Genomic DNA, 21,580 nt, shown 5'->3' with positions numbered 1-21,580 from the left:
AACCATGAAAAGATGGAAGCCGTCCCGGCTTGTCACCCCCTGGACGGCAATCGCCAAGAAAAATATTTCAGGCAGCGCGAGCGCCCAAAAAGGCTTTGCCATGCCCTTCGAGATAACAATAAAGGGGAAGAGCCTTTTTGATATTTCGCCGTTCACGTGACTTGCTGGAACATCGCTTGCAGGATCAAGCCGGCACCAGCAACGGAAACAGTCCGCGCAGTCCGGTGGCCATCATCTCTATGGCCATCGCCGCAAGAATAAACCCTCCAACGCGTTGCACGACATCGAGGGTGGATTGTCGAATCTTCTTTTCCGCGTGGCTTGCCATATAAAACGTTATCCAGCACACGATGCCCACGATAAGGATCGGCACCACGACATGAACCAAATCCGCAGGGGTATGCCACACATTGGTTCCCATCACATAGCTGAACGCCGCTGGCCCGGCCAGTAGTGGCACCGCCAAGGGAACGATTGCCGCTTCCCGGACCCCTTCTTCGTTGACAATGGAGGGCGATCCCTTGAAAGTCGATTCCTTGCCGAGAACCATCGCTATTGCAAGCAACAAGACGATGACTCCGCCACCGACCTGCATCGCTCCTATGGATACGCCGAGCAATCCTAAAATAGGCGTTCCCAGAAACGTTGCGGCCAGCAATGCGACCGTCACGCTGAGTCCAATCGTCCTGGCAAAGCGGCCCCTGCTACGCAGATCGAAGCCTTCCGTCGCGGCAAGGAAAACCGGAATCATGGAAATAGGCCCCATCAGCACAAAAAGCGTGATGGTTTTCTTGATGGTTAAGGCCAAAATGGAAAGCATTGTCCCGCCGAGGGGTGAAATATCGGGCATTCCATACTGATGTGGAATAGCGGTTTATGCCTCTTCATCCAGGCACTCAACATTCGACCTGAATCACCTCCGGAATGAAATGCCGGGAAACGCCACCACGAAAAGATGGGAACATCCCCAGTTTATCGCCAAATGGACGGTAATCAAGAAGAAAAATATTTCTGGCAGCGCGAGCGCGCAAAAGACTTTGTCATGTTGACCGTTTGAATCCGCCGCAGCTAAAAATGGGGAGGGTATCCTTCTCCGATATTAGAATTATATGTCACTCATCTAAGGCTTACTTATGATTTATGACATGGCAATCCTGGAATCGATCCTGACATGCCCGCACTGCGGATACGTCAAACAAGAAATAATGCCAACCAACGCGTGCCAATTTTACTATGAGTGCAGCGGCTGCAAGACGCTGTTGCGTCCCCATCCCGGTGACTGCTGTGTCTTTTGCTCCTTTGGGACCGTCAAATGCCCACCCGTGCAGATGCACTCGGGTTGCTGCGAATAGCAATCCATTTTCTGGATTAATGGTGATATATTATTGATTCAATTAATAAACAGCGCAAACGTCATACCGGCGAAAGCCGGTATCCAGTGGCGTTCAAGGCAGGCCGCTATTTTCGGCTGGATTCCGGGTCAGGCCCGGAATGACGAATTCATAGTATTTTTTCGGTGGATCAAATAGCGCTATTCTCTCAGGACTGGACGACCACTATCTTGCTTGTTGTCCCAGCGTGATTTGTATGTCCCAACGCATCGGCCATATATACAGGGCTGCCATACTTATTCTCGACGGCCAAACGGAATAATTCTTTAGGCTCTGCATATTCTCCGCTCAGTCAAGCCGAATTTATCAGGCTTAGCGGGGCAGGGGAGTAGCCTAAGTTTTTTAGAGGGAACACTTTAGGCCCCGGGCGGAACTCTTACATGCGTTCAGACGACGCCTATCCGGACTTTCAGTCGGTAATTCCAACCCACCGGCTTTAGCCGGTGGTTGTTGGGTATTACTAATATTTTTGAAACGCATCACAGGAGATTTTGAATTCGGTTCGCGAAATGGAGAAACCGTAAGCGAAGGCCGTTATTGAGTTAGCGATCTTCTCGCGTATGCCAAGGCCGTAGAACGTAAATGACAGATTCTTTAATGTCGTAGCGCATTTCGTAATGCCCAACGAGGATTCTACGCACTTCGCGTGGGTCGAATTCTTCAAGCCTTTCGCCGCACGGGGATTTGCCAGCAAGCTCGCCGGGGCGGTGGCAAGAGATTGCACGGTGCGTGCCGCAGCTGGTTTATTCACGGGAGCCAATAACTCGTACAGCCGCGCCAGATCGGACAGCGCTTTGCTCGTCCACTTCAATTGCATTAACGTGGAAGCTGCACCGGCTGATCGGTGCTCAGGCTATCAGCCCATGCCTGTACGGCCTGGTGATCGATTACGCGGCCGGCATCTACGTCGGCCAACGCTTCTCGCGTCAGACGACTGCGTTCTTCCTCCTGATCGATCCAGGCCGACAATGCTTGTTTCATAATCCAACCTCGGGATCGCTCAAGGCGAGCGGCCATCTGATCGACTTTGTCCGCCAGCGGGAGCGGCACGTGAGCAGTAAGTACTTTCGTTTCTCTTTGGGTCATGGCTTTTCCTTGTACCGTCGACTTCGGAAGCGAGCACCAGATGCGTACTATGGGACACCGTGGGCATTCCCCACGAACGTCGGATCGCGCCAAGCGAAACGTCGGTTTTCATGATGCTCCACTTGGCTGATCATGAGCGCTGCAAAACGCCCCGGCAAAGTCCTTCATTTTCTGCCTATTATGATTCATTACGAATCATATAGATTAATTTTTGATTCAATCAACGTGCTCTGTCGATGGCGGAGTAGGGCGATCCAAGCCTAAAGTCAGGATATATAGGAGCCGTCTTCGCCGTTCACGTCATCAATAAAAAACGCGCCTTGCTGATTGGCTGGGATCCCTGGCCAAGCCCGGAATGACGAGTCATGGGATTTCGCATCGGATCAATAGAGGTGGAAACGCAACAAATCCACGATATGAGATACCGGTGGAATATCGGCGTTATCGTCTTTTTAAGCGGCTGGCGGGAATCAGCCTGATTCCTGTGAGGAATAGGGGGTGTGTTTCCGTGACCACGCGAATAACGTATCGTATGGCTAGCGATGCCGCCGAAGCAGTCACCGCTAGCCTGTCATAGCCGGCGTGGCCTGATGCCTCCCCCACAAGGATTCCGCCAGCTTATCGACACCAACTCGCCTGCCTTATCACTTTCGCGGACCTTCACACGTTGCGCGCCCACGGTGGCGCGCCCACGGTGGCGCCGCGATAAGGCAGCCCTCTTGCGAAACTATTGCCTAACAGTCCTCAGTTTCTTTACGTCACCCAGATTTTGTGCAATCTGATACGACTTTTTCTTTTTCCATACCATTCTGCATAACGGATCGCTGAAAAGGGTTCTTTTTTGCGCCACATTCCTGGCTAATCCGCTTAAAGCAGCGATACTGATTACCGTAAAAACAACAAGAAGTATCAGTGGGAACCATTTCTTTACCAAAAGTATCTCCGCGGCATAAGAGCCAAAACTGTTTTCATTTAATAACCGATTGCCCTGCATTCGTCCTGGTCAGGCTCGAATGCAGGAGAAGTCGCACGAGGAGTCGGTTGCCGAGCCGCTTTTCCGGCAATTGCTACGAGACGAACTGCTTCTCCGGCGTAGCCCGGGTGTATTGAAACTTCAGCGTGTCTCGCTTGACCCAGGTCGAATCCGGATCAATGCTCTGCGCTTCGGCGCAACTGGCGAGCGTGGGCGACATCACTGCCGTACGGCCAGTCACCCCGCCTTTTTTAACCTTGGGCCTGTTTGCGGAACCCGGCTTGAAAATCATTTCAGGCTTGAGATAGGCTGCGGATTGGACGGGCGTGGCATCAGCCATCGCACTGTGGCCCTTGACCAGGAGGCCATGACGCTGCAAGAGCGTATTCACTCCGGCAAGCAATCCCGCGAGCCTGCCTGACGTGATCAAACGATTGCGAAAACGACGCAGCATGGCTTCATCCGGCACATCATCGGATGCACAAAGACCACAGAAATGCATGAAGTCGCTACGCATGCGCAGTGCTTCCTCGAGCTTCGGGTCCGACAGGCTGTGCCACTGGCCCAGCAGCACCGCTTTGAACATGACTAGCGCATCGATGGGTTTTTGTCCCGCCTCCCGGCTGACCTCGCGCCGGTAGAGCTCAACAATCCGTACACGCAGCCCTTCCCAGTCGATTAGCGCGTGTGCCCTCATCAATGCGCTGTAGCGCCTCGCGCGTGCGTCCGTTTCCATCGGTCTTAAATTGGTCTGACTGATCTGCATTTTGTTCGCCCTCCCTTTGTCAAAGTCTCTGCTTCTGAATCATTCCAATAATCCATTTCCCCAGAGGTTCTTCAATTGAAGATAGCTATAATTCAGCCGTTTGCGCCGATGCCTGATTCATGACAGGCTGAATGAAATGGCGCGACGAATAGGATTGCCTTTGTAGTTGTCGATTTGAAGCCTTTAGTTTGCGTTAGTAGTGGCGGCCTCGGAATTCCGCCGGATAGCGGCTGCGTAGCCGTCTCGCTCGCCGCGCGCGAGTTCCGCCGCCTTTTGCCGGTGCGCTGCCGCGTTGGCAAGGCTTGTCTTTACAGCCAGCTCATACCTGTTCATGAGAGCCCACGTATGCGATTGCCGGCTTAGAGCTTGCCGCCCATAGAGGTAGCCCTTTTCCTCGTAATGCTCAAGCAGCTTTCTTTGCTCCTCTGCCTTTACTTGCATTTCCTCGGCCAGATTTTCAAAGTATTTCGTCAAGGCATCATGGTCACTGCGGGTTCTGGCATTCTGGACAACCTTTCGCAGAACGGGACTATTGACAGCCTCGTGAGGGCTCATCGGGGCGCATGAAGCCAGTAAACCGAGGATAGCGACAATCGTTATAACTTTTTTTGTTTCCATAATGTGCTTTGCAAAATTCCTATAGATCAGATCTGCGAAACGGGCTGGCGAGGTGCTTCCGAGATTGCAGACTACCAATTATCCGACACTTTGTCAACATTATTATGTTTAAAGTGTCTTAAGGACAATATCCGGGGTAATAGTCCGACATGCAATAGGGTAGGGCAAAATGATATACTTTGTTTTACGTATATCTATGAGAAGTCAATCATGAGAGTCTCGAAATGGGGTAACAGTCTCGCCATCCGCTTGCCGGCTTCGGTGGTAGAAGCACTCGAATTACGCGAAGGTGACGACATTGAAGTGATGATTGCTGATGAGCGGGTATTCAAGGTAAAAAAGAAACCCGGCAAAGACGCTTTGCTCGAACAGCTACGAAAGTATAGAGGGAAGCTCCCGGCCGATTTCACTTTTGATCGGGACGACGCGAATTCCCGTGCATGAATTCATCGACAGCAATGTTCTGCTATACCTCTTATCGGCTGATCCTGCCAAGGCCAACCGGGCGGAAGAGGTTATGCAGGCAGGCGGCGTTATCAACGTGCAGGTATTGAACGAAATAGCCAATGTGATGCGCTGCAAGCTCTCCATGTCATGGAGGGAAATCAATGACGTATTGGCGCTGATCCGGGCGATATGTCCGGCAGAACCATTGACGGCCGAAGTACACGACCGGGGCAGGCTTGTCGCGGAGCGGTATGGGCTGAACGTTTATGATGCGATGATCGTAGCGGCCGCTCTCGTTACAGGATGCAAAACCTTATACTCAGAGGACATGCAGGACGGGTTGCTGATCGATGGTCAGTTGCATATCCGCAATCCATTCAGCGCAACTGGCTGATTCTCAGCAGTATCGGCTCCTGAAGCATTTGGTACTTGATGTTGCAATGATTGCCATGCCAACGCCGTATTCTCGCATGGCCAATTGTCGATTGCGAGATACGGCATTCCTGTTCCTAATTTTGATGAAGGCGGGCTTCTCGCCGGAGCGGATCATCGATTCCGAAGCCCATATCGTCATCGAGCATCCCTTGAAAGCGTTGTCGCCGGAGCAGTTCATCGATTGTGAGGCCCACCGGCAGAAAGCCGTCGAATACGGTACCCAGCCTTTTCGTCTTAAAGAATTCCATATTCTTGGTGTAAGCTCTGGGGGGCAAGGGGATGTACTGGATTTCTCTCACCACGGCGGATGCGTTTTTCATGTAGAACTCGATGAACTCCTTGATTTCGGGTTTCTCCGCCGCCTTCATGTTCACGTAAATGAATATGGGACGGGATAAAGGCTGGTAGGTCCCGTTCTCCACCGTTTCAGCGGATGGAATGATGCCTTCGCCTCTACCATTAGCTACCGCGACAGCGCGGATCTTATCCTGATTCTCTATGTAGTATCCAAACCCAAAGAAGCCCAGCGCATTCTTGTCGTTCGCGATCCCCTGCACCAAAACGTTGTCGTCCTCGGATGCGGTAAAATCGTTACGGCTTGATCTTGCCTTGCCGATGACGGCCCGGGTAAAGTAATCGTAAGTACCGGAATCCGCGCCCGCGCCGTAGAGCTTGAATGGTTCATCGGGCCATGCCGGGTTCACCTGGCTCCATCTGGTAATTTTACCCTGGGCGGCTGGCTCCCACATTTTTCTCAGTTCCGCGACGGTTATGGTTCTGAGCCATTTATTCTCCGGATTCACCGCTACCGTTATGGGATCAAACGCCACCGGCAATTCGACGAATTCCACGCCGGCCTTATTGCAAGCCTTCATTTCCTTTCGCTGAATGGGGCGGGAAGCATTGGCGATATCTATTTCACCACGGCAAAATTTCGCGAAACCGCCACCGGTGCCGGAGATGCCGACCGTTACGTTGACTGCGCCTTTTTGGGCCATCTCAAAATTTTTCGCCACCGCTTCAGTAATCGGATGCATGGTGCTGGAGCCATCAATTTTTATTATTGCCTCAGCACCCGCTGCACTGGCAGCGCCAATTAACGTACCCAGCACAACGGTCACACCCAGTACTTTTTTATATGATATCAACATTCTTCTCTCCATTCGATTGGTCGGACAGCCGCCAAATACTAGCATATGGTATAAGACAGAAATATGACAGAAAGCACAATATTAACGGCCGGCAGCGCCAGTATTGCGCGCCGGTTCCATGCGGGTGTCAAAATGGAAATATGGGGAGCCCACGGGCAGTAATGCGCCAGTGCGCCGCGAACCGGGCAAATGAAACTGAAAACAGGAGTCCGGGCAAGAGTCAGGTGGCCGATGCAGGATTATGATGCCAGCCGGCCTTCTTCAATAAACGAAATGTCAAAAGGCATGACGACACGTTTGTCCGGCAGGATCAGCCGTTCATCTTTATCCACGTAGTCAAGACGGCCGAGAAGATCCTTGATGATATTGATCCGCGCCAGCTGCTTGTCATCGGCATGCACAATGGTCCACGGCGAGGTAAGGTTATGGGTGTGGGCCAGCATTTTGTCGCGCGCCAGGCCGTATTCTTTCCATTTCTTGAGCGCATGCTGGTCGAGCGCGCTTATTTTCCATTGCGCAAGAGGGTTCCTCTTGCGATCTTCCAGCCGCTCCGCCTGCTCGGATTTGCTGATGTCGAGGTAGTATTTGAGAAGCTTAATGCCGGAACGTACCAGCATATTCTCGAATTCCGGCACCGAACTCATGAACTCCTCATACTCCGCATGGGTGCAAAAGCCCATTACCGGTTCCACTCCCGCCCGGTTGTACCAGCTGCGGTTAAACAACACCAGCTCCTGGGCTGCGGGTAGATGCGAGATATAACGCTGGAAATACCATGAACTGCGGTCCCTGTCCGAGGGTTTGCCAAGGGCAACGACGCGCGTTTCGCGGGGACTCAGGTGCTGGATAATGCGCTTGATGGCGCCGTCTTTGCCGGCCGCGTCCCGGCCCTCGAAGATGACCAGAATCTTGTCGCCGCACTTGATGAAATGCCGCTGCAGCTTGACGAGCTCGACCTGGAGTTTATACAGGGTATCCTCATAGTCTTTTTTGGATATCTGAGGTACTGGTTCGTCCGCCTCTTTTTTAGTATCTTTCTTGTTCATGGTTCAAAACCTTTTTAGCGGACATACTCCCCCTGATTTGCTCCTGGATTGAATGGCGCTACGACCTGAGCCTCGCCCTACGTTTTGCTGGCCGCTTTCCGCAGGGGCGGCACATTAAGGCAGCCTGCGTAGGATGGGTGGAGCGAAGTGCAACCCATCGTCGGTTATTTTCATACCCTCACAACTACAATTGCGACAGTGTAGTTGAAGGTTGATGGCTTACGTTTCGCTCCACCCATCCTACAAAGCTTCGTCATTCCCGAAGTGGGAATCCAGACGCTGACTGGAACAGGCCGTCATCCCGCTGCGGGTGAATTCGGGCAACCGAAAACCCATGGATTCCCGCTTTCGCGGGAATGACAGGTTAAAGGGAAGCAGGTGTAGGGAATGTGCCTGCATAAAGAAAAAGATCAAAAATATCGTTGACAGCGAACAGAGCATGTACCAGGAACTGATTTGTTCCTGGTTGACTAGCTATCAAACCATAAAACGCGGTTTGCCTAGGTGCGGCGGGACGCTCTCCATTGCTGCACTCGCTTGGATTTCAGGATCTTGTATCCAAACAGGGTCAACAGCAGCAACGCGATCAGGGGGCCTATCGCAGCACGAAAAATATTCGTGTAATTCACCATCTTTACCCGCAACGGATACTGATAGTGCACCGGGGGCACTGCTTCTCCCGTAATAAATACCGTATACACTCCCTGGTCCAGGCTGGTTTCTCCCTTGATCACTCCGTCAGGGTGATAGCTCGGACGCAAGTAGGTCACCGTCTCATCGTCTAACTCGCTGGTTCCCCTGACGACACGCACCCCTACCGGGATATCGCGCAGTGCCTGGTCGACGAGATCAACCACCAGAAAGGTTTCTCCTTCCTTCGGTATTTCGGTGCAGTAGTGGCCGTTCGGCTCGTGTTGCGGCTGATAGGCGCTTAGATGCACCATGCTGTTGTCCCCGAGCCGGCGCATGCATGTATCTTCTTCCATCGCGACTTTTCCATGCGCACCCGCTGCGCCACAGTAAAGCGCTGTGGCGAGGACAAGAGCAGATGCGCCAGCCTGCAGTACTTGCTTGATTATCATGATTACTCCTCTCGATCTGTGTTTGCTTGCTCCGCGCGAACCCGCGCTTGAGTCAGGGTAGCAAAAAGGACGGTAAATTCGATTTTTACCGCCTGTAGAAAAAACGCGTTGTTATGATTTGCCTGCTTGCCTTATTGATTCCGGCGACGCATAAGCACTGTTCGATGTTCGAACTCAAGCCCATCTTACAGCATGCGAGACGGTTTCGAATCCGAAATTCGGCTTATCGGAAGTTGGAGTTCCACCTCCGCTGTTAGTTGCACAATAAAAGTATAATAGATTGATTGCATAATGCAACCGAAGTTAGCCTTCGATATTACCCAATTAAATCCCGGCAGAGTGAGTTGCGAGGAATTGAGGATTACTCCTGCCGCGTCATCCTCAACCCTTTAAACCCTTTATCCCGGCAATCCGGCCCTTGGAAGTTTGTTATTCCTATTCTTCGTAGCGATGACGGCACTGCCACTGAAGAATTATTTGAATTATTTTATTAAACGAACATAACGCCGGAAGGTTGACGGCAATCGCCTTGTCTCACTTGCCAGTTCTTCTGCTATCACGGAGGTAAAAATGGTACAGCTGACGGAAAAAGATAAAATGATCGCCGGGGAATTGTACCGGGCGAATGATGATTTGCTGCGTAATGAAAGAAAGCGGGCGAGGAGACTGCTTAAGCTATTCAACGACTCGCTTCCCGACGAGACCGCGAAGCGTGCCGCGACGCTACAGGAACTGCTGGGCGCGTTAGGGCTGCAGGCCGAAATTGAGCCGCCATTTTTCTGCGATTACGGGTATAACATCAGTATTGGTGATAAATTTTATGCCAATTTCAACTGCATCATTCTGGACTGCGCGAAAGTCATTATCGGCGACAACGTGTTTCTGGGACCGAACGTTCAGATTTACACCGCAACTCATCCATTGACGGCGGAGGAACGCAATAAAGGCCTGGAAGCCGCGAAGCCAATCATCATCGAAGATAGCGCCTGGATTTGCGGCGGCGTCATTATCAATCCGGATGTGACAATCGGAAAGGGAACCACCATCGGGGCGGGAAGCGTCGTTACCCGCGATATTCCACCAGATGTTTTCGCCGCCGGGAACCCTTGCAAGGTAATACGAAACCTGGCGTAATTGCGGTAACAACAGCACTATCTTCCTGATGAACGATATTGACTCAGGCGTAACGGTAAGACTTGCGTTTAAGGAAATACGGAGGACTTCATTTGGCGAAATCTGAAGTTTCCGACGACCTCATCGCTGCTTATCGCGCTGCTGCCTACCGGATAAAACCGGGGCTGGAACCGGGTTGCGACGCCATCATTTTGCGGGTCGGTCATTACTCCGAGCCGCTGTCGCGGCTTTTCGCCGCCTCGGGCCATCAGTGTGCGGCATTTATCACCGCCTGCAACCCATTCAGCATGCCCCAAAGCGATGAGCAAAACGTGGCGGCATCAGCGCGCCTTTATGACAAACTGAATCGCCAGTTGGGTAACGCAGGCCGGATACGTGAGGGCGAGGGTTGCGACCCAGCGGGGGCATGGCCGGGGGAAAAGAGTTTTCTTGCGCTTGGCCTGGATCTTGAAACATCCCGGGCGCTCGGCGGAGAGTTCGGACAAAATGCTATCGTATGGGCCGATGCCGACGCTATTCCCAGGCTGGTTTTGCTGCGATAGCAAATTAGCAGTGCGCGATGCGCGTCGCTGGCACGCCGCTGGTGAAAGCTGCGAAGCTTTCCCGTCCACCGGGCATGATATGATGCTACTTTCGGGCGTGGTTATCGCTCGTTTATCGCCGGGGAAGGATCCGGGCATTCGTATTCCCGCTATCTCACCAGCAAGTCAAACAGAACCATACAATGAATATCGAACAACTGAATACAGATCATGGAATCACCGATCAACTGAAATTCGTTGAAGGTGCGGGAGGACTTCCCTTCATTCAGATCGATAATGCCAAAGCCCGTGCTGTCATCTCCGTCTACGCCGGGCAGGTATTGTCTTTCCAGCCTGTCAATGAGCCGCACGACCTGATGTTCCTGAGTGAAGCTGCGTACTATCAACCCGGTAAGGCCATCAAGGGAGGCACGCCGATTTGCTGGCCGTGGTTCGGGCCGGACCCCGAAGCGTTCGGCCGTCCGGCGCATGGCTTTGTGCGTAACCGCTTCTGGAACGTAATACGTACGGAAACCAAATCGGACGGCGACGTCAGGGTTACACTAGGGCTGACCGACACTCCCGAAACAAGGGCTATCTGGCCGCATTCCTTCGTCCTCGCACTGGAAATTACCGTCGGGGACTCCCTGAACCTGGAATTGATCACGCGTAATACGGGAAAAGAAAGCTTTTCCATCACCCAGGCGCTTCACACCTATTTCAAGGTGGAGCATATCGGTGAGGTCGTTGTATTGGGCCTGGAAGACACCGAATATATTGATAAAGCCGATAATGGCGCCCGTAAACTTCAGAAAGGAGCGGTAACGATCAAAGCGGAAGTCGACCGTATCTACCGGGACGCACCAGATGAGCTGGTAATCGATGATACGGCCCTTGACCGCCGGATTCGCATCGCATCCCGAGGCAGCAAAACCGCCGTGGTGTGGAACCCGTGGGCAAAAATCGCAGCCGAAATGGGTGACTTGAAGGACGATGATTACAAGCGCCTGCTTTGCGTTGAAACCGCCAATGCTGCCTCGGATGTGGCGGAAGTCGGCCCTCGCGGCGAATTCAGGTTGGCGGCAAATTACCGCATCGAGCGGTACGTGCCGGATGTACTGAAAAGGATCAAGGAGCTTTTTTAACCGTTTATCGCTGACCGCTGCGCTTAAAAGTAGATGCTCTGTTCGCTGTCAACGATATTGTTTGATTTTTTCTTTATGTAGGCACATTGCCTGCACCTACTCCCCCGTTTACCCTGTCATTCCCGCGAAAGCGGGAATCCACGGGTTTCGGTTGCCCGATTCACCCACTGCAGAAATGACGGCCCGTTCCGATCAGCGTCTGGATTCCCGCTTTCGCGGGAATGACGAAGCTTTGTAGGATGGGTGAAGCAAAGCGTAACCCATCGGAATCCAAACGGTGAGTTAAACGGCCATGGCTTTGGCGAGGTGTAAATAAGGCAAATGATGGGTTACGCTACGCTTCACCTATCCTACACAGGACCTCACGCGCTCACTTCCTGCCACAATTTCTGTAGCCGCTTGACGGAGACGGGGTAGGGCGTCTTCAGTTCCTGCGCAAACAGCGAGATACGCAACTCCTCGATCTGCCAACGAAATTCGGCGAGCTTGGGATCGCTGATTCCGGCCTTGCGATGCTTCTCCAGACGTTGCTCGTATTGATTCCATAAACCGGCAATAACGGAGCCATGACGCGCGTCGCGCTCCGGGTTGCTGGAATATTTGTCGAGGCGCAGAACCATGCCTTTCAAATAACGCGGCAAATGTTGCAGGCGTTCCCATGGTGTGGCGCTCAGGAATCCCGGATAAACAAGCGCATTTAATTGCCTCTGCAGTTGCACCGCCAGTCCGTCTTTCAATCCGCGGCCATCGGCCGACGCAGCCGGCCCGGCAAAATTTGGCCTGCCCGTCAATGCGTAATGTTCGCCCGCAACGCTTTGCACCAACCGTGTAACGGCTTCGGTTACGGCGGGCAGCCGCACCCTCGCGCGCTGCTTCTGCGCGATAAATTCTTTCTCATTGCGCGGCAGTACATCGTCGCCGATAAAAGCGCGATCGGTAACCGCGTTCAGCATATCTCCCCTGAGCGCATCGGGACTGATGAGACTGTGCAATTGCAAGGTGGCCTGGCTTAGATGCTGATTCTTCCCAGCCAGATTCTTTTCCAACTGCTTCATCTGCTCTTTAAGCTCAAAACGCAGCAGCTCCCGCACGCCGTCACGCATGCCCGCTTGCGCGGCCTCGCGCGTATCGAACAGGCGAATAGCCACTTTATCCTCCCGCTGTACCAGGGCCGGATAACCGGTCAGTTTTTTGCCACTGCGGGTAAAGGCAATTTCTTCGGGCAAGTCGCCAAAATCCCAGCGCTTTACATCGTCGCGCTCGATCGGGTTGCGTTCGCCCGAATCGGGCCGGGAGAATGTGAGTTGCGCCGCCTGACCAAGCTGTGCCTTGAGTTGCGGGAGATCCCGGCTCATTGCCAACTCTTGCCCCGCATCATCGACGATTTTGTAGTTCATCCGCAGGTGCGGCAGGGGCGCTTCATCCTGCCAGGCAGTTGACGAAACCGCGACGCCGGTTTTCTCCCGGATAAATCCGGACAATGCCTCGGTTAGAGGCACGGTCCAAGACTCGGTTTTTTCCGTCTGCCGTCCGGCCAATGCAATTGCTTCCCCATCCCGGCTTTCCAGGAACTGCGTCACAAACTCGGGTATCGGCACCACGTGGCGGCGTATCTGCTTGGGCAGCGCCTTCAGATACCACGTTATTTTTTCGCGGATGAGCCCCGGGACCAGGCCGTCGAATCGCGCTGGGTCAAGTTTGTTGAGCAGCTGCAACGGCACGGTAACGGTGACGCCATCGAGTATGTGTCCAGGATCGAAGCGATACGTCAGGGGCAGCCTGGCGCCATCCACGGTGATGCTGTCCGGAAACCGCTCTTCCGTGATGTTCGCCGCCTCGTGGCGCATCAGGTATTCCCTGGTGAGATACAGCAGGCGCGGGTTTTTTTGTTCCGCCTGCCGGCGCCATTTCTCGAAAGCGGCACCGGTGCAGATGCCCTCAGGGATAATGGCATCGTAAAAGGCAAAAATTTCCGTTTCGTCCACCAGCACATCCGGGCGGCGGGCCTTGTGTTCCAGCGCGGCGACGGCAGCAATGAGTTTGCGGTTGTGCTCGAAAAACGGTGCCTGGGTTTCATATTCACCGGCCGCCAGCGCCGACCGGATGAAAATTTCGCGCGCTTCTTTGGGATTGACGGCGCCGTAATAGACGCGCCGCTTCGGCATCACCGTCAGGCCATAAAGCGTTACTCGCTCAAACGCCGATACCTGTGCCGGCTTCTTCTCCCAGTGCGGATCGAAGTAGTGCTTCTTGCACAGTCCGCCGGCGATTCTTTCCACCCAGAGCGGGTCGATCTTCGCCACGCATCGCCCATAGAGCTTGGTGGTTTCAGTCAATTCCGCGGCCACGATCCATTTTGACGCGAATTTGGATTTGGCCTTCTTGAGCACCGAGCTGGGGAAAATCGAAAACTTGATTCCGCGCGCGCCGAGATATTCGCCGTCCTCCTCGGCCTTGAAGCCGATGTTGCCCAGCAACCCGGCCAGGAGTGCGCGATGAATTTCATCGTAACCGGCGGGAATCTGGTTGGGTCTCAGCCCTGTTTCCATTACCAGTGCGTGCAACTGGCCATGAATTTCACGCCATTCACGCATTCTGCGATGCGACAGAAAATTTTCCTGGCATTGCTCCATCAGCTTGCGATTAGATTTTCTATGCTTCAATAATTCGTCGAAGAAATCCCACAACCTCAAGTAGCCCAGGAAGTCGGAGCGTTCGTCCTGAAAGCGCTGATGCGCCCTGTCGGCCGCTTCCCGCCGCTCGAATGGACGGTCACGCGGGTCCTGCACGCTCAGGGCGGAAGCGATGACAAGCATTTCGCTCAGGCAGTTCTCATCCTTCGCCGCCAGTATCATGCGCGCAATTTTCGGGTCGATCGGAAACTTCGCCAGCCGCCAGCCGATAGTGGTCAGTGCATTGCTGTCATCCACCGCGCCGAGTTCCGCCAGCAACTGGTAGCCGTCCGCTATCATCCGCGGCGGAGGCGGCTCAAGGAACGGGAAATTTTCCACCTCGCCGATCTTGAGGGATTTCATGCGCAAGATCACGGCTGCCAGCGAAGAGCGCAGGATCTCCGGATCGGTGAATTCCGGGCGGGCAAGATAATCCTCTTCCGCGTAGAGCCTGATGCAGACGCCGCTCATTACCCGCCCGCAACGCCCGGCTCGCTGGCTGGCGGAGGCGCGTGAAATCTTTTCCACCTGCAACTGTTCCACCTTGTTGCGGTAACTGTAGCGGTTGAGGCGTGCCAGTCCCGTGTCGATCACGTAGCGAATGCCGGGTACGGTGAGGGACGTCTCCGCCACATTGGTGGCGAGCACGATACGCCTTACGTTAGTGTCCGGCTTGAACACGCGCTCCTGTTCCGCGTATGACAGGCGCGCGAATAGCGGCAGAATTTGAGCGCCTGCACCGTGGCCGGGCCTGAGCCGGTCGAATGCATGCTTGCGCAATAACTCGGCGGTCTCCCGAATCTCCCGCTCCCCGGGAAGGAAGATAAGTATGTCGCCCATGCCGGAGCGGGTGGTCTCGTCCACCGCATCAAGGATGGCCTGTTCGAGATCGCCTTCTTCCCTGTCTTCATCCCTTCCTTTCTGATTCAGGCCAACAGCGTGGTAACGCACTTCCACCGGATACATCCGGCCTGACACTTCGATCACCGGCGCATCGCTGAAATGCGCCGAAAAGCGCTGCGCGTTGATGGTGGCGGAAGTGACGATAAGCTTCAGCTCCGGCCGCCTGGGCAGCAACTGCTTGAGATAGCCGAGCAGAAAATCGATGTTGAGGCTGCGCTCGTGCGCCTCGTCGATAATGATCGTGTCGTAGGCGAGGAGGGAAGGATCGCCCTGCGTCTCCGCCAGCAGGATACCGTCCGTCATGACTTTGACATAAGTCTCCGGCCCTGCCTTATCCGAAAAGCGCACCTTGTATCCCACCGCGTGGCCCAGGGGACTCTTGAGTTCCGAAGCAATCCGCGCCGCCACCGTACGCGCCGCAATGCGCCGCGGCTGCGTATGCCCGATCATCCCCGCCGCCCCGCGCCCGAGTTCGAGGCAGATTTTCGGCAATTGGGTGGTCTTGCCCGAGCCAGTCTCGCCACACACGATCACCACCTGGTTTTCCCGAATCGCGCGCAGTATGTCGTTACGCCGCGCGACGACGGGCAGGTCTTCCGCGTAAACGGGCTTCGGCAGATTAGCCAAGCGTGATGCGACCTCGGCGGCGGCGGCAACGGGAGCTGTGGCAGATGATTTCCTCATCAGTCGCCTTGCAAAAAGGTATGTATTTTAGCGCAGGAGGACAAGGTAGACAGCCCAATTCCAGCTACAAGCCGATGACCTTGCAATCAGCGAGAGAGGCAAAGGGACGCATCACGTTTGGTAGCTCGCGGCTTTTGACGCCCTGGTTTCCCGGTTCTGGCTAGCTTGGAGAGCGGAGCGCAACGACGGGATTGGCCATGGCGCAGACTCATCCGTACGTTGTCGCACAGATATTTTTTTCAAACGACGTCAAAATGAACCCCATGCCATACCGCAATGCATTTCCCGCCCTTGTGAAAGAAGCTGGACTGATGCATCCGATTCGTTAAAGGCGTGCTTGAGTAGCGCAGCCCAATCATGCGCGGGATCGGGCCAGGGCTCCTTCCCTCGCATCTTCCAGATTCAGGGTTATACTAAATATTTCTTTATGCTCAAGCGCTTGCTTTACAGCTATGATTACAAACCCTCGCACGAAACGAATATTGCGGTCATTATCCTTCTCGCTGCTCGTTCTGGGTGGATTACTGATGATCCTGGTGCCTCAACAAATCTGGATCGGCGTGGTGTTTTTCGCTCTCGGTTTTGGTGTAGAAATAGCGCTTATTGTGCTCGGACGCCGCAAATCAGAACCGGCGGACGAATAGGAAGATTACTGGCGAAACGGGCAGGATGTCCACCTGGCGCGCCTGAACCAATGCCGTTCTCAGTCGGGGCCCAAGGGGCAAACTCGTATAATCCATGGATTCATCGCTGGGTTCCACTATTGAAGCCGCCGGTTCGAATACCGAACCTGATCAACTACCCAGCAAGTTGCCGGAAGTTGCCCTATACTCGAAAGCATGCAATCGCAGCAGAGGTAAAAGAGTAATCCACGACATAGACTGCGCGATAACGCCGTCTATCGGAACCAGGCGCGTTGGCGGTACTTTTTCACGATTTTGCTGTTTATCCGGACTTGGGAAGGGAAGGCAACATGCGAGCTACGGTTCAGTTCATCCACCCGGATAGAAAATTCGCCATCCTCACAAAACTGCTGGACATCATTCAAGCAATCGGCAATCTGCGGCAGCATATCCTGACTCACGGGATATTGCTTGAAAAGCTGAGTACGAGTGATGTAGAAACATTAAAAAAAGCACTGACCAAACTGGATTATTCCAGCTATACGGTCACGGCCAGTTCGCTTCGTCTTCTCATTGCCGATGGCGAACTGCACAATCTATTTGGGCTTGTCATCCCTATTCCCGGCAGGCGGAACGATTTCGCGGGAATATTCTGGGAGCGAGGTTTCACCCTCGAAAACCTCAAGCCAAACCAGGCCAACGACCTGAGGCAGCGGCTGGAAACCATCGCCACCGTCGGTATTAGTCCTGACATCCCCCAGCCGCGTATTTACACCGTTAGCGGGCAGGTCAGCAAGGCGGACGGGGTTCCCCTCAGCACGGTCGGCTTTACGGTTCGTCTCTTCGATGCGCTGCCGGCGAACAATTTTGTCCCTTGCGGAAATCCCGCCGCGCTTCAGATCAATGGCGCTTATCGAATCGACTATGTCTGGCAATCCGATGGCAGAAAGGGCCCCGATCTGCTTGTCCGTGTAGTTGATCCGCAAGGAAATATCGTAGCCGAAGGCGGAAAAGCTTCAGCCGCAATGCAGGAATTCATCGAGATTACGGCCGAGGATTTTGCGCCCAGAACCTATACACTGACAGGAACGGTCAGGAATCATGGGACAGGCGCGCCACTACCCAATTCATATGTCGAAGCTGTATTCCGGATCAATACACAGCAGCTGATCCGTTCAGGCACGACGAACAGCAAAGGTGTCGTTCTCTTCCCGGTTGACGAGTCTTTTTTCAGCAGGGGACAAGGCGTGGAGGTTCTCTTCCAGCTCTACCGGGATGACCAGGCTCTTGCTCCCCTGGTTACCGATACCATTATTGCAAATCTGCTGCCAGGAGACCAGGAAGTGGAAATCCTTGTCACCTTGCCTGAACCGGACGGAGAGCGATGCGTCGTTCGCGGTGCCATCCGCCACGTGGATGGCACTCCACTTTCCAACGTCATTGTGCGTGCGTTCGACAGGGATATGCGGGCAGAGACGTTGCTTGGGCAAACGATTGCGGATACTGCCGGAGCTTATGAAATTTCCTACCACACGGGGCAGTTCCGCCAGCCGGAAAAGGCGCAAGCGGATCTGTTCATCCGCGTCTTCGAACCACGGAAGGGGAGTGAGGAACGGGAAGGCGAGGAGGAACTGGAGGGTGGCGAGATCGCGGTGTCGGATATTGTATTCAACGCTGCGCAAGAACAGACCATCGACCTGGAGATTGAATCGGAAAAATTTCGCGGGCCATCCGAATACGAGCGGTATCTTGCCAAACTGGAACCTCTCGTTGAGAGCGTGCCGGTTCACGAATTGATTAATGAGGATTTAGATTTTCTTAACGGCAAAACAGGTATTCCGCTCGAACAACTCGATTACTTGCGCCTGGATGCGCAATGGGCATTTCAGCACGCACTTGCGCCTGCCGCCTGCTACGGTCTCTTTCGCCAAGGGCTGCCGACAGATCTGCTACAGTTATCGAATGAAAGGTCATCGCACCTAGAAGAAGCGCTTCAAGCATCGCTGTCGCACAATATCGTCCCCGCAGCGCTGGCTACGCAAGCCGATCAGGTTATCGAGCAGCTTCTATTTGTGACCGGCTCCAGGGTTTTTGAGTTGGACGCGGACGCCGGATAATCCGGTGAGGATGCGGAACGAAAGGTCCGCCTCCCTGGGTAAATTATCCCGCAGTGTGTCGGAAACAGGAAATGGACGTTTTTCCAGCGGATTCCCTTAAATCGAATCTGCCGAATCTGACGCGCCACTAGTATTTTGCCTGTCAGGGTCTATAGTGATATTGATTTATTCGCGAAGAATTCCATATACCATGATCAGGAATCCTCGTTCCAAGCGGCTCTTATCCGTCACGCTGGTCGTTCTAGGCGGTGTACTGATGTTTCTGGCGCCAGAAAATATCTGGATCGGCGCGATTCTCTTCGTGCTGGGTATTGCTGTGGAAATAGCGGGTCTGGTGCTCGGCCATCGCAAATAATGAAAATTCCAACACCAGCTGCAAGTATTGCATCAATGCGTTGCTCGTCCGCCGCGCAGAAAAAAACCCGAAGGCGACTAGCGGCTTCGGGTTTATAGTTTCCACTTACAAAGGAGAGGATTACTCACACATATGTTAACCCATCTAAAAATAAAGTCAAGTGTTTGTCGCTATGTCTTCTTCGAAATCAGACGCCAATTGGGCGGCGAAGGGGACCAGCGGTACGATTAGGATCACCTAAAAGAACGATACTATTTGCCGACAGTCAAAGATTAAATAGCCGATAGTTACTGGAAGCAACAAGGGGCTGCTTAAGGAGGGGTTATGAATCGACGCGCCGTACTCCAGAGTCTCGCTATGCTGGCGGTGCTGCCAGTGATCTCGGCATGCTCCCGCACCAAAGCAACGGGAAGTCAGCCCGGCGCGGGGACGATCAGTGTAAAACCGCTGAACAAGCCACATGAAGAATGGCGCGAACTGGTTTCGCCAGCGGCCTACCGTGTGCTGTTCGAAGAGGATACCGAGCCTCCTGGCAGTAGCGCCCTGAATCGTGAAGATCGGAAGGGCACTTACCTCTGCGCCGCGTGCTACCTGCCTCTGTTCAATAGTGCCGATAAATACGAAAGCGGTACGGGATGGCCCAGTTTTACGCAACCTATTACAGGGCATGTTACAACAAAGCAGGATTTCAGGATGATTTTGCCCCGCACCGAGTACCACTGCGCGCGTTGCGGCGGCCATCAAGGCCATGTATTTACCGATGGGCCGCTTCCTCGCGGTGAGCGCTGGTGCAACAACGGGCTTGCGCTTCGATTTGTGCCAAAGAACCAGGAGCTGCCCGCACTCAGGAGTTGACCACGACCGGCGCGTCTGGTGACGTCCTCCTTATGCGAGCCCAAACCATTTATACTTAGCAAAATGGCCCTCCGTACTCCCTGCACCCATGTTCACCACCATAGCCATTTGGCGCTTGGCCGCAGGACGCCGTTCCTGGCGTTGTTGCTGGCATTGCTGATGGCTGGGCTAGCCGCATGCGGACAGCCGGATGCAGCCAACAGGTCAACATCCACCAGTGCCAATTCCGCCGAACCGGATTCCGAGGGTATAGCCATCTTTGCCGGCGGCTGTTTCTGGTGTACCGAAGCGGATTTCGACAAAGTGCCAGGTGTGATATCCACCACCTCCGGGTACATCGGCGGTAAGACGGCCAACCCGACCTACGAGCAGGTGTCCGGCGGCAAAACGGGTCATATCGAAGCGGTGCAGGTTCGGTTTGATCCCGCAAAGACAAATTTCGCCAAGCTGTTGGCCGCGTTCTGGCCCACGATCGACCCGCTCACGCCCAACGCCCAATTCTGCGACGACGGCTCGCAATACCGCAGCGCAATCTTCTACCATGACGCCGATCAGCAGCGGCAAGCCGAGGCATCCAAGGCTGAGCTCGTGGCCTCGGGCCGTTTTACGCAGCCCATCGTCACGGAGATACTACCCGCGACGACGTTTTACCCGGCGGAGGAATATCATCAGGACTATTACATCAAGAACCCGGTGCGCTATGCCTACTATCGCAGCAACTGCGGCCGCGATACGCGCCTGGCGGAGCTGTGGGGCATGCCGCAGTAAAGTCCAAATGTATTGTCATTCAGTTAACTGCCCTTAGCGCTGAACCTGAGACGGCTCTGCCGTTGCAGCCGGAGTTGGGCCTCTTGCGTCCTCTTCCTTTATCCGCGGTCCGCTCGTCTTTGATCCTTTCGCTTTAGTGGATTTGGAATTTACTTCCCCGATTGTTTCCTGACCTGCTTCGGTATCCTTTGGCGTATCGTGCCTGGCCTTCAAGTCATTGCTAATGGCGGTGTAGCTGCGGTATTCGTTCTGCATCTGGGATTGCAGTTGCGCATACTGATGACTATACGAGGTGCGCGTGTTTTCCAGCTGACGCAACTTGTCTGCCAACATACGCCGGTTGTGGGAACTGCTTTTGGCCTCAGCCGTTTTTGCCGCTAGGGAGACCTCCTGAATCTTTTGATTCAGTTGTCTGAATAATTGAGCCATCGTTTGGGCAGCAGTGGTATAGCGCCTGTAATGCAGTTCCATGGTCTCAAAGTCTGTCAGCGGCTCACCGGGAGGAAGGAAAGTTTCCACTGGTGCGCCGCTCGCCGGTGGAATTTGTATTTTTTCGTCCGCAAGAGCGCTGGACAAACAGGCGCTCGATATCAACCACGCCAATGCCATGAAGCTGATGTGCCGGGCCGGTGTGCGTCTGATCATGTAAGGCATGGTTGACCTCCCGAATTGTTTACGTTCTGCATGAGATTTTATTACCCATCACGACGAGAGGCAGCGACCGAGGGGCAACGGTAATGGCTTCTGTCGATATGATGCTATACCTGTTTAGCACAGCTTACCAATTCCGGCTGCGATTTTTGGCTGC

General features: G+C 53.9%; 21 protein-coding genes. 11 read left to right on the top strand and 10 right to left on the bottom strand.

Annotation, left to right across the window (positions count from 1 at the left end):
- Positions 1 to 184: 184 nt before the first annotated feature.
- Positions 185 to 820, bottom strand: a complete 636-nt coding sequence (locus BLP45_RS03685; RefSeq protein WP_176754644.1) for a MarC family protein — start codon at positions 818 to 820, stop codon at positions 185 to 187.
- Between the two features lie 325 nt (positions 821 to 1,145).
- Between BLP45_RS03685 and BLP45_RS14880 the strand changes: the two genes are divergently transcribed.
- On the top strand, positions 1,146 to 1,352 hold the full coding sequence (locus BLP45_RS14880) for a GDCCVxC domain-containing (seleno)protein (RefSeq protein ID WP_090370063.1): 207 nt from the start codon (positions 1,146 to 1,148) through the stop codon (positions 1,350 to 1,352).
- A 499-nt stretch (positions 1,353 to 1,851) separates the two neighbouring features.
- On the opposite strand, the gene BLP45_RS03675 is transcribed toward BLP45_RS14880, so the two are convergent.
- From BLP45_RS03675 to BLP45_RS03655, 4 genes are all read right to left on the bottom strand, one after another.
- Complete coding sequence (locus BLP45_RS03675) at positions 1,852 to 2,208, bottom strand: type II toxin-antitoxin system RelE/ParE family toxin (protein ID WP_256327664.1); 357 nt, start codon at positions 2,206 to 2,208, stop codon at positions 1,852 to 1,854.
- Positions 2,208 to 2,477: a CopG family ribbon-helix-helix protein gene (locus BLP45_RS03670; RefSeq protein ID WP_090369866.1), complete on the bottom strand. Its 270-nt coding sequence runs from the start codon at positions 2,475 to 2,477 to the stop codon at positions 2,208 to 2,210. Before BLP45_RS03670 ends, BLP45_RS03675 begins: the two co-directional genes overlap by 1 nt.
- Positions 2,478 to 3,544: 1,067 nt before the next feature.
- The gene (locus tag BLP45_RS03660) at positions 3,545 to 4,216 is read right to left on the bottom strand and encodes a transposase (RefSeq protein ID WP_090369862.1); all 672 of its coding nucleotides are present in this window, start codon (positions 4,214 to 4,216) and stop codon (positions 3,545 to 3,547) included.
- Positions 4,217 to 4,399: 183 nt separating this feature from the next.
- Positions 4,400 to 4,834: a hypothetical protein gene (locus tag BLP45_RS03655; RefSeq protein WP_256327663.1), complete on the bottom strand. Its 435-nt coding sequence runs from the start codon at positions 4,832 to 4,834 to the stop codon at positions 4,400 to 4,402.
- Between the two features lie 210 nt (positions 4,835 to 5,044).
- Between BLP45_RS03655 and BLP45_RS03650 the strand changes: the two genes are divergently transcribed.
- Positions 5,045 to 5,278, top strand: a complete 234-nt coding sequence (locus tag BLP45_RS03650; RefSeq protein ID WP_090369860.1) for an AbrB/MazE/SpoVT family DNA-binding domain-containing protein — start codon at positions 5,045 to 5,047, stop codon at positions 5,276 to 5,278.
- Positions 5,271 to 5,675: a PIN domain-containing protein gene (locus BLP45_RS03645; protein ID WP_218117939.1), complete on the top strand. Its 405-nt coding sequence runs from the start codon at positions 5,271 to 5,273 to the stop codon at positions 5,673 to 5,675. The genes BLP45_RS03650 and BLP45_RS03645 overlap by 8 nt, the downstream gene beginning before the upstream one ends.
- Positions 5,676 to 5,790: 115 nt before the next feature.
- Here BLP45_RS03645 and BLP45_RS03640 read toward each other — a convergent pair whose 3' ends face one another.
- From BLP45_RS03640 to BLP45_RS03625, 3 genes are all read right to left on the bottom strand, one after another.
- Positions 5,791 to 6,867, bottom strand: a complete 1,077-nt coding sequence (locus BLP45_RS03640) for a PstS family phosphate ABC transporter substrate-binding protein (protein ID WP_090369858.1) — start codon at positions 6,865 to 6,867, stop codon at positions 5,791 to 5,793.
- A gap of 239 nt (positions 6,868 to 7,106) precedes the next feature.
- On the bottom strand, positions 7,107 to 7,913 hold the full coding sequence (gene ppk2, locus BLP45_RS03635; RefSeq protein WP_090369856.1) for a polyphosphate kinase 2: 807 nt from the start codon (positions 7,911 to 7,913) through the stop codon (positions 7,107 to 7,109).
- A 500-nt stretch (positions 7,914 to 8,413) separates the two neighbouring features.
- Positions 8,414 to 8,995, bottom strand: a complete 582-nt coding sequence (locus BLP45_RS03625) for a hypothetical protein (protein ID WP_371128727.1) — start codon at positions 8,993 to 8,995, stop codon at positions 8,414 to 8,416.
- Positions 8,996 to 9,565: 570 nt separating this feature from the next.
- Here BLP45_RS03625 and BLP45_RS03620 point away from each other — a divergent pair.
- From BLP45_RS03620 to BLP45_RS03610, 3 genes are all read left to right on the top strand, one after another.
- Positions 9,566 to 10,129, top strand: coding sequence for a sugar O-acetyltransferase (locus tag BLP45_RS03620; RefSeq protein ID WP_090369853.1), 564 nt, complete (start codon positions 9,566 to 9,568; stop codon positions 10,127 to 10,129).
- 92 nt (positions 10,130 to 10,221) lie between these two features.
- The gene (locus BLP45_RS03615) at positions 10,222 to 10,671 is read left to right on the top strand and encodes a DUF3293 domain-containing protein (RefSeq protein WP_090369851.1); all 450 of its coding nucleotides are present in this window, start codon (positions 10,222 to 10,224) and stop codon (positions 10,669 to 10,671) included.
- Between the two features lie 182 nt (positions 10,672 to 10,853).
- Complete coding sequence (locus BLP45_RS03610) at positions 10,854 to 11,795, top strand: D-hexose-6-phosphate mutarotase (RefSeq protein WP_090369849.1); 942 nt, start codon at positions 10,854 to 10,856, stop codon at positions 11,793 to 11,795.
- A 362-nt stretch (positions 11,796 to 12,157) separates the two neighbouring features.
- On the opposite strand, the gene hrpA is transcribed toward BLP45_RS03610, so the two are convergent.
- Complete coding sequence (gene hrpA / locus BLP45_RS03605) at positions 12,158 to 16,054, bottom strand: ATP-dependent RNA helicase HrpA (protein WP_090369847.1); 3,897 nt, start codon at positions 16,052 to 16,054, stop codon at positions 12,158 to 12,160.
- A gap of 482 nt (positions 16,055 to 16,536) precedes the next feature.
- Between hrpA and BLP45_RS03600 the strand changes: the two genes are divergently transcribed.
- The 5 genes from BLP45_RS03600 to msrA all read left to right on the top strand — a co-directional run bounded on the left by BLP45_RS03600 (position 16,537) and on the right by msrA (position 20,772).
- On the top strand, positions 16,537 to 16,698 hold the full coding sequence (locus tag BLP45_RS03600; RefSeq protein WP_256327662.1) for a hypothetical protein: 162 nt from the start codon (positions 16,537 to 16,539) through the stop codon (positions 16,696 to 16,698).
- 329 nt (positions 16,699 to 17,027) lie between these two features.
- Complete coding sequence (locus BLP45_RS03595) at positions 17,028 to 18,794, top strand: hypothetical protein (protein ID WP_143002382.1); 1,767 nt, start codon at positions 17,028 to 17,030, stop codon at positions 18,792 to 18,794.
- Positions 18,795 to 18,984: 190 nt separating this feature from the next.
- On the top strand, positions 18,985 to 19,149 hold the full coding sequence (locus BLP45_RS14545; RefSeq protein ID WP_176754643.1) for a hypothetical protein: 165 nt from the start codon (positions 18,985 to 18,987) through the stop codon (positions 19,147 to 19,149).
- Between the two features lie 324 nt (positions 19,150 to 19,473).
- Complete coding sequence (gene msrB / locus BLP45_RS03590; RefSeq protein WP_090369841.1) at positions 19,474 to 20,004, top strand: peptide-methionine (R)-S-oxide reductase MsrB; 531 nt, start codon at positions 19,474 to 19,476, stop codon at positions 20,002 to 20,004.
- Positions 20,005 to 20,067: 63 nt separating this feature from the next.
- The gene (msrA, locus tag BLP45_RS03585) at positions 20,068 to 20,772 is read left to right on the top strand and encodes a peptide-methionine (S)-S-oxide reductase MsrA (protein WP_218117938.1); all 705 of its coding nucleotides are present in this window, start codon (positions 20,068 to 20,070) and stop codon (positions 20,770 to 20,772) included.
- A gap of 33 nt (positions 20,773 to 20,805) precedes the next feature.
- Here msrA and BLP45_RS03580 read toward each other — a convergent pair whose 3' ends face one another.
- Positions 20,806 to 21,426 (bottom strand): hypothetical protein, encoded by a 621-nt coding sequence (locus BLP45_RS03580; protein WP_090369839.1) that lies wholly within the window; start codon positions 21,424 to 21,426, stop codon positions 20,806 to 20,808.
- Positions 21,427 to 21,580: the final 154 nt, after the last annotated feature.

The organism is Nitrosospira sp. Nl5, from assembly GCF_900102495.1.
Taxonomy (GTDB): domain Bacteria; phylum Pseudomonadota; class Gammaproteobacteria; order Burkholderiales; family Nitrosomonadaceae; genus Nitrosospira.
Note: the sequence above shows the minus strand (reverse complement) of the source record. Positions and strands in the feature narration are given on the sequence as shown.